Source organism: Phenylobacterium sp., assembly GCF_030646615.1.
Classification (GTDB): Bacteria; Pseudomonadota; Alphaproteobacteria; order Caulobacterales; family Caulobacteraceae; genus Phenylobacterium.
Window position 1 is genome coordinate 1 of record NZ_JAUSLG010000040.1, and the last position, 6,927, is coordinate 6,927.

General features: G+C 69.5%; 7 protein-coding genes. 2 read left to right on the forward strand and 5 right to left on the reverse strand.

Translation table 11 applies throughout. From position 1 onward, the window contains the following. Nucleotides 1-865 (reverse strand): acyl-CoA dehydrogenase family protein (locus Q7S93_RS06710; protein WP_304712969.1); only part of this gene is annotated, 865 nt, incomplete at its 3' end. Between the two features lie 70 nt (nt 866-935). Next, nucleotides 936-1,415, reverse strand: coding sequence for a MerR family transcriptional regulator (locus Q7S93_RS06715; RefSeq protein WP_304712970.1), 480 nt, complete (start codon nt 1,413-1,415; stop codon nt 936-938). A 200-nt stretch (nt 1,416-1,615) separates the two neighbouring features. Between Q7S93_RS06715 and Q7S93_RS06720 the strand changes: the two genes are divergently transcribed. Then, nucleotides 1,616-4,072 (forward strand): zinc-dependent metalloprotease, encoded by a 2,457-nt coding sequence (locus Q7S93_RS06720; RefSeq protein WP_304712971.1) that lies wholly within the window; start codon nt 1,616-1,618, stop codon nt 4,070-4,072. 77 nt (nt 4,073-4,149) lie between these two features. On the opposite strand, the gene Q7S93_RS06725 is transcribed toward Q7S93_RS06720, so the two are convergent. The 3 genes from Q7S93_RS06725 to ccmA form a co-directional block, all read right to left on the reverse strand. Beyond that, entirely contained in the window at nt 4,150-4,674 is a 525-nt protein-coding gene (locus Q7S93_RS06725) for a Spy/CpxP family protein refolding chaperone (protein WP_304712972.1), read from the reverse strand. Between the two features lie 91 nt (nt 4,675-4,765). Continuing rightward, nucleotides 4,766-5,431: a heme exporter protein CcmB gene (gene ccmB / locus Q7S93_RS06730; RefSeq protein ID WP_304712973.1), complete on the reverse strand. Its 666-nt coding sequence runs from the start codon at nt 5,429-5,431 to the stop codon at nt 4,766-4,768. After that, nucleotides 5,428-6,027: a heme ABC exporter ATP-binding protein CcmA gene (ccmA, locus tag Q7S93_RS06735; RefSeq protein WP_304712974.1), complete on the reverse strand. Its 600-nt coding sequence runs from the start codon at nt 6,025-6,027 to the stop codon at nt 5,428-5,430. Before ccmA ends, ccmB begins: the two co-directional genes overlap by 4 nt. Before the next feature lie 211 nt (nt 6,028-6,238). Between ccmA and Q7S93_RS06740 the strand changes: the two genes are divergently transcribed. Then, the coding region (locus Q7S93_RS06740; protein WP_304712975.1) for an aconitase family protein at nt 6,239-6,927 on the forward strand (689 nt) is incomplete at its 3' end.

Sequence of the window (6,927 nt, forward strand, 5' to 3'; positions counted from 1 at the left end):
CGAACATCAGCGACAGGCCGCGGTTCTCCTCACCCACCAGCCAGCCGGTCGACTCCTCGTGACGGATCACGCAGGTGGCGTTGCCGTGAATGCCCATCTTCTCTTCCAGGCCGTCGCAATAGACGCTGTTGCGCGCGCCCGGCTTTCCATCGGCGTCCGGAAGGAACTTCGGCACGATGAACAGGCTGATGCCGCGCGTCCCGGCCGGCGCGCCCTCGATGCGCGCCAGCACAAGGTGGACGATGTTCTCGGCCATGTCGTGCTCGCCGCCGGAGATCCAGATCTTCTGGCCGGTGATGCGATAGGAGCCGTCGGCCTGCGGGACCGCCTTGGTGCGCAGCAGACCCAGGTCCGTGCCGCAATGGGGCTCGGTGAGGTTCATGGTGCCGCCCCATTCACCCGAGGCGAGCCTGGGCAGGTAGAGGTCCTTCTGGTCCTGGGAACCGCCGGTATGGATGGCCGAATAGGCCCCATGCGTCAGGCCCGGATACATTGAAAACGCCATGTTGGCCGAGGAGGACATCTCCGAGAAGGACAGGTTGACCACATGGGCCATGCCCTGGCCGCCATAGGCCTTGTCGGCGCCGAGCGCCGGCCAGCCACCCTCCACCAGGGCCTTGTAGGCGGCCTTGAAGCCGTCCGGCGTGGTGACCGAATGGTCGGCGTGCCAGGTGCAGCCCTGCTTGTCGCCGACGCTGTTCAGGGGGGCCAGGACCTCGCCCGTGAAGCGGCCGGCCTCTTCGATGATCTGGCTGACCACATCCATCGAGGCTTCGGAGAAGCCCGGCAGATCCCCATAGCGCTCGATCTGCAGAACGTCGCGCAGCAGGAAGAGATGATCGCGAACGGGGGGCTGGTAGGGCATGGAGACTCCGGTGTCGGCCGGGCCGGTCGCCCGGCCCGGTCAAGGTTTGTTGGTCGAGGTGGCGGGCGCCCTATTTGGCGGCCACATGCTCCAGGCCATCGAGACGCTGGCGCAGCATCTGATCATAGTCGGCCGCCCGGGGCAGCAGGTCCGGCCGGGTGGCGATCAGCTTCTGTTCGAGGTTGTTACAGCCGACCTGCAGTTCCTGAATGGCCCGGTCGATGTCCTCCCGCTGGCTTTCCAGGGCGACGATACGCTCCTTGAACTTGCGCAGGGACTTGGCCATCTGGGCCGCGCCGCCGTCGTCCAGGTCATAGAGGTCGAGGATCTCCCCGATCTCCGCCAGGGACAGGCCGACGCGCTTGCCCTGCAGGATCAGCTTCAGGCGGGCGCGGTCCTTATAGGAATAGACCCGGTTCATGCCGTCGCGGGCCGGCGTCAGCAGGCCCTTGTCCTCATAGAAGCGCAGGGCGCGGGGGGTGCATTTGAACTCCAGGCAGAGCTGGCGGATCGTATAGGTGCGTTGGGGGCGGCGCAGGTCGGTGGGCATGGGCGTCTCTCCGGTTGAGCCTGGTTTTTGGCGGCTTGTTTCTGCTGACAGCGTAAGCGGCATCTTACGTTAACGTCAAGATGAGGCCCCTGCGCGAACCGCAGGCGCCGGGGCGATTCTCAGGCGACTGGGCGGCCTCCCTCGTAGACCCGGGCGGCCTGGCCGCCCTAGGCTGGGCCATTCAATCCAGGGGCGTCATCATGATCCGTAGAACTCTGCTGGCGGCGACCGCGGTCGCTGCGCTGTTGGCCTGTCCGCTGGCGGTCCAGGCCGCGCCGCAGCCCATGGCCGCGGCCACCGCCGGCCTTTCCCGCACCGAGGGCCTCATCCCGATCTATGCCGACGCCGAGCGGGGCCGGGTCCTGATGCTGCTGCCGGCGCCGGACGCCGAAGGGATCAGCGGCCGCTACATCCATGTGGCCAGCCTGCGCACGGGCCTGGGCTCGGCGCCCATCGGCCTGGACAAGGCCAGGCTCGGCCCCTCGCGGCTGCTGACCTTCCGCCGGGTGGGCGCCAAGGTGGTGGCCGAGTACGAAAACCCCCGCTTCCGCGCGGTCGGCGCCCCTGCCGCCGAACAGGCCTCGGCCCGCGAGGCCTTCGCGCCCTCCATGGTCTGGGCCGGCGAGGTGCTGTCGAGCGACGCCCAGGGCCGCATCCTGATCGACATTTCCAGCTTCCTCACCCAGGACGGCTTAGGCGTGGTCGACGCCTTGAAGAGCTCGGGCGAAACCGGCTGGAGCCTGTCGAAGGATCTCAGCCTGGCTGATCCGGGGCAGGCCAAGGCCTTCCCGGAGAATGTCGAGCTGGAAGCCATCCAGACCTTCATGTCGGAGACGCCGGGCGCCGAGGTGGCCAACATCACCCCGGACGCCAAGCGCATGACGCTCCGGGTGCGCCACTCCTTCGTCAAACTGCCCGAGCCCGGCTACCAGCCGCGGATGTTCGATCCCCGCAGCGGCGGCAACGCCCTGCAGTTCCTGGATTTCGCCGCCCCCCTGGGCCAGCCCATCGTCCAGCAATACGCCCTGCGCTTCCGCCTGGAGAAGACCGACCCCACGGCCGCCGTGTCGCCGGTGAAGAAGCCGATCATCTTCTATATGGACCCCGCAGCCCCGGAGCCGATCCGCAACGCCCTGATGGAGGGCGCCGCCTGGTGGGCCGACGCCTTCGAGGCGGCCGGCTTCCAGGACGCCTACCGGGTCGAACTGCTGCCGCCGGACGCCGATCCCCTGGACGTGCGCTACAGCATGATCAACTGGGCCGACCGGGCGACCCGCGGCTGGTCCTACGGCCAGACCATCATCGACCCGCGCACCGGCGAGATCCTCAAGGGTTCGGTTGTGCTGGGGGCGCTGCGGGTGCGGCAGGACATGCTGATCTTCGAGGGCCTGGTGGGGGCGCACATGACCGGCAAGGGCGGCCCCAATGACCCGGCGGAGGTGGCGCTCGCCCGCCTGCGCCAGCTGGGCGCCCACGAGGTCGGCCACTCCATCGGCTTTGCGCACAACTTCGCCGGCTCCACCCAGGGGCGCACCTCGGTGATGGACTATCCGGCCCCGCGCATCCTGCTGAAGGACGGCCGGCCCGACCTTTCGGACGCCTATGCGGTGGGTATCGGCGACTGGGACAAGGTCAGCGTCGCGGCCGTCTATGGGCCGGAAGATCAGGCCCAGGCCCTGCTGCACCAGAACGCCACGGCCACAGATGGCCTGCGCTACATCACCGACGCCGATTCCCGGGGCCTCAGCGTCGGCCAGCCCTGGGGCAGCCTGTGGGACGACGGCCCCGACCCGGCGGCCGAACTGACCCGGATGATGGCGGTGCGCGAAGCCGCGCTCTCCAGCTTCGGCCTGGGCGCCCTCTATCCCGGCGAGCCGGTGGCGGCGCTGCGCCGCAAATATGTGCCCATCTATCTGATGCATCGCTACCAGGTGGAGGCGGCGGGCAAGCTGCTGGGCGGGGTGGACTTCGCCTATTCGGTGATCGGCGACGGGCGGGAGACGTCCGCGCCGGTTCCGGCGGCGGCCCAGCGCGCGGCGCTGGCCGTCCTGCTCACGACCCTCGACCCCGCCGCCCTGGAGACCCCGCCGGGACTGATCCCCCTGATGTCGGCGGGCCAGACTGGGCGGAATGACCGCCAGACGGAGATCGAGCTTTTCCCCACCCTGGCCGGGCCGGTCTTCGACCCCCTGGCGGCGGCTGAGGTGGCCGCCGGCCTGCCCCTGGATGTGCTGCTGAACGACCAGCGGCTGGCCCGGTTGATCGAGCAGCGCCGCCATGATCCGTCCCTGCCGGGGGCCGGCGAGGTGATGGAGGCGCTGGTGGCCAAGCTGTTCGCCGAGCCCGCCAACACCGCCCTGGCGCCCATCTCCCAGCGGGTGCAGGCCCGCGTCGTGCTCGATCTCGGACGTCTGGCCCAGGATCCGGGCGCATCGCCGGGTGTGGCGGCTCAGGCGAGCGCCGCCCTGGCGTCGATCGCCACGCGACTGGGGGGCGCCCGCGGCGGCGACGAGGCGACCCGCGCCCACCGGGCGCGGCTGGCGGCCCTCATCGAGAACCCGACCGAACTGCGCCGCCTGGCCGCCGCCAAGGAGGTCCGCCCCGAAACCCCGCCCGGCATGCCGATCGGCTCGGCCGGCTGGATGGACATGGACTGACGAGGCTCAGGCAAAACAAGGGACAGGAAGGCGGAGTCGCCAACCTGTCCCTTGTGGTCGTCGTGTAGAGAGGCGCCTTAGCGGCCGCCGGGGCCGCCATGGCCCATGCCGCCGTGCGGGCCGCCGCGGCCCATGCCCTTGTCCTGACCCATGCCGCGGCCGGCCGGGCGCAGGGCGTCGAAGGCCTTTTGCTGGCTCGGCGTCAGCTGGGCGTAGAAGCGCTTGGTGGCCTCGGCGCGGGCGGCGAAGGCCTGCTGGCGCTGCGCCATATGGGCGGCCATGGCGTCCAGGCGCTGGGGCGTGGTCATCTCACGCATGGCGCCCCGGTCGCCGCGCTCGGGGCGCGCGCCGGGCTGCGGGCTGATGGCGCTGACATAGGCGTTGAGGGCGGCGCCCTGCTGCGGGGTGAGCTGCAGGGTGGTGCGCAGGCGCTCGGCCATGTGGACGCGCATCTGTTCGGGGCTCGGACGCTCGCGGCCCTCCATGGCCGGGCGCGGGCCCTGGGCCGGCGGTTGCTGGGCGTAGCTGGCGGTGGCGAAGGCCAGGCTGGCCAAGGCGCCGGTGAGGGCGCCGGTGACGGTGATGGTCTTGATCGTCTTCATAGTTGGTCTCCAGTCGTGCCCCTCTGAAGACTTCCACGTCAGGCGACCGCGGTTCCGTCGCAGGTTCTTTTGGATGGCCCCGCCAGCGACGTCAGGACAGGGCGTTGCGGCAGGCCGCGGCCATGGCGATGGGGCCGAGGGCCATGGCGGCTGCCGCATAGGCGCCCAGCAGGGCGAAGCCCGCCCGCCAGGGCAGGCCCGCATCGAGGCTGGCCAGGGCGCCGCCGCCGAAGATCACCGGTGGCACGAACAGCGGCAGGACGATCACCGCGGTCAACAGGCCGCCCCGGCGGGCGCCCAGGCTGAGCGCCGCGCCGATGCCGCCCATGAAGGAAAAGGCCAGGCCGCCCAGTAGCGCACAGGCCACCACCAGGCCGCTGAGTTGCGGCGAGGCGCCGAGCGCGATGGCCGCCACTGGGGCGGCCATGGCCAGGGGCAGGCCCGTGGCCAGCCACTGGGCCAGGCACTTGACCGCGCAGACGATCTCCAGCGGGACCGGCGACAGGGTCAAAAGGTCCAGCGCCCCGTCCTCATAGTCCCGCTCGAACAGCCGATCGAGGGAGAGCAGGGCGGCCAGGGCCAGGGCCACCCAGGCCGCGCCGGGCGCAATGGCCGCCAGCCGCTCGGGCTCGGACCCCACCGCCAGGGGCAGCAGGGTGGCGACCCCGGCATAGAAGCCCACGGCCACCATGGGCCCACCGCCTCTGCCCCAGGCCAGCGCCGTCTCCCGGGCCAGCAGGGTCGAAACCGCGCTCATCGGCCGATCTCCACCGTGCGGGTCGCCAGCGGCAGGGGATCGTGGACGGCGGCCAGGATCATGCCGCCCGTGGCCAGGTGCTCGCCCATGATCTCGCCGAACCGGGCCCGCCATTCAGCGTCCAGGGGGCTCAAGGGCTCGTCCAGCAGCCATAGGGGCCGGGGCGCGGCCAGCAGGCGGGCCAGGGCCAGGCGCCGGCGTTGACCGGCCGACAGCCGACGCACCTCCAGGTCCAGCAGGGGGGCGAGGTCCAGTCGGGCCGCAGCAGCCTCCACCGCGCCAGCTGCGCCCCCGGCGAAGCCGGTCCAGAAGCTCAGTTCATCCCGGGCGGTGCGGGACGACTTCAGTCCATCCAGGTGACCGAGCAGATGAATGTGTTCGCGAGCCTCGGCCGGATCAATGTCGCCAAAGGCGATCGTCCCTTCGTCCGGGGCGATCAGACCCGCTATGGCCCGCAAAAGACTGGTCTTTCCTGCGCCGTTGCGGCCCACCAGGGCGATGGCCTCCCCAGGAATCAAGTTGAGAATAAGTCGCGAAAACAACTGGCGACCCCCGCGCGACAGGGCCAGGGACTGGATCGAAACCTGTGGGATCACGTGATCGAGCCTGCCAACACTAGAAGAGGACGCAAATTGTCCTCACGCCTCGCATGGACGAGTCTCGCGGCCGGGTCTATGACAGCCGCGGCCGTCGCCACCCGAGGGGGCGTACGCGGCGCGGGGTCGGACGCTGTGTGTCCGGCTCTTTGAGCGCGCGATCCCGGGGGCGGTAGATGAACGGCCTTGAACAGAGAGAGGATCCTTTAGGATGGCGTCGATCGACACCCTGAAGACCCGCCGCGAATTGACGGTGGGCGACAAGACTTACGTCTACTACAGCCTGGCCGCTGCGGAAGACGCCGGCCTGAACGGAATTTCCAACCTGCCGGTTTCGATGAAGGTTCTGCTTGAGAACCTGCTGCGCAACGAGGATGGGGTTTCGGTGGGCGAGGCCGACCTGAAGGCCATCGCCGCCTGGGTCGAAAACCGCGGCGCCAAGGAGCACGAGATCAGCTTCCGGCCGGCCCGGGTGCTGATGCAGGACTTCACCGGCGTGCCGGCCGTGGTCGATCTGGCCGCCATGCGCGACGCCATGACCAAGCTCGGCGCCAATCCGGAAAAGATCAACCCGTTGAACCCCGTCGACCTGGTCATCGACCACTCGGTGATGGTCGACTATTTCGGCAACGCCAAGGCCTTCGGCGAGAATGTCGAGCGGGAATATGAGCGCAATATCGAGCGCTACCGCTTCCTGCGCTGGGGCTCCTCGGCCTTCAACAACTTCCGCGTGGTGCCGCCCGGCACCGGCATCTGCCACCAGGTGAACCTGGAATATCTGGCCCAGACCGTCTGGACCAAGAAGGAGAAGATGACCGTCGGCAAGAAGACGGCAATGTATGAAGTCGCCTATCCGGATACGCTGGTCGGCACCGACTCGCACACCACGATGGTCAACGG

Bases quoted from the DNA above. Each gene is read 5' to 3' on its own strand.
- Q7S93_RS06715 (WP_304712970.1), bottom strand. From the start codon at position 1,415: ATGCCCACCGACCTGCGCCGCCCCCAACGCACCTATACGATCCGCCAG.
- Q7S93_RS06720 (WP_304712971.1), top strand. From the start codon at position 1,616: ATGATCCGTAGAACTCTGCTGGCGGCGACCGCGGTCGCTGCGCTGTTG.
- Q7S93_RS06725 (WP_304712972.1), bottom strand. From the start codon at position 4,674: ATGAAGACGATCAAGACCATCACCGTCACCGGCGCCCTCACCGGCGCC.
- ccmB (WP_304712973.1), bottom strand. From the start codon at position 5,431: ATGAGCGCGGTTTCGACCCTGCTGGCCCGGGAGACGGCGCTGGCCTGG.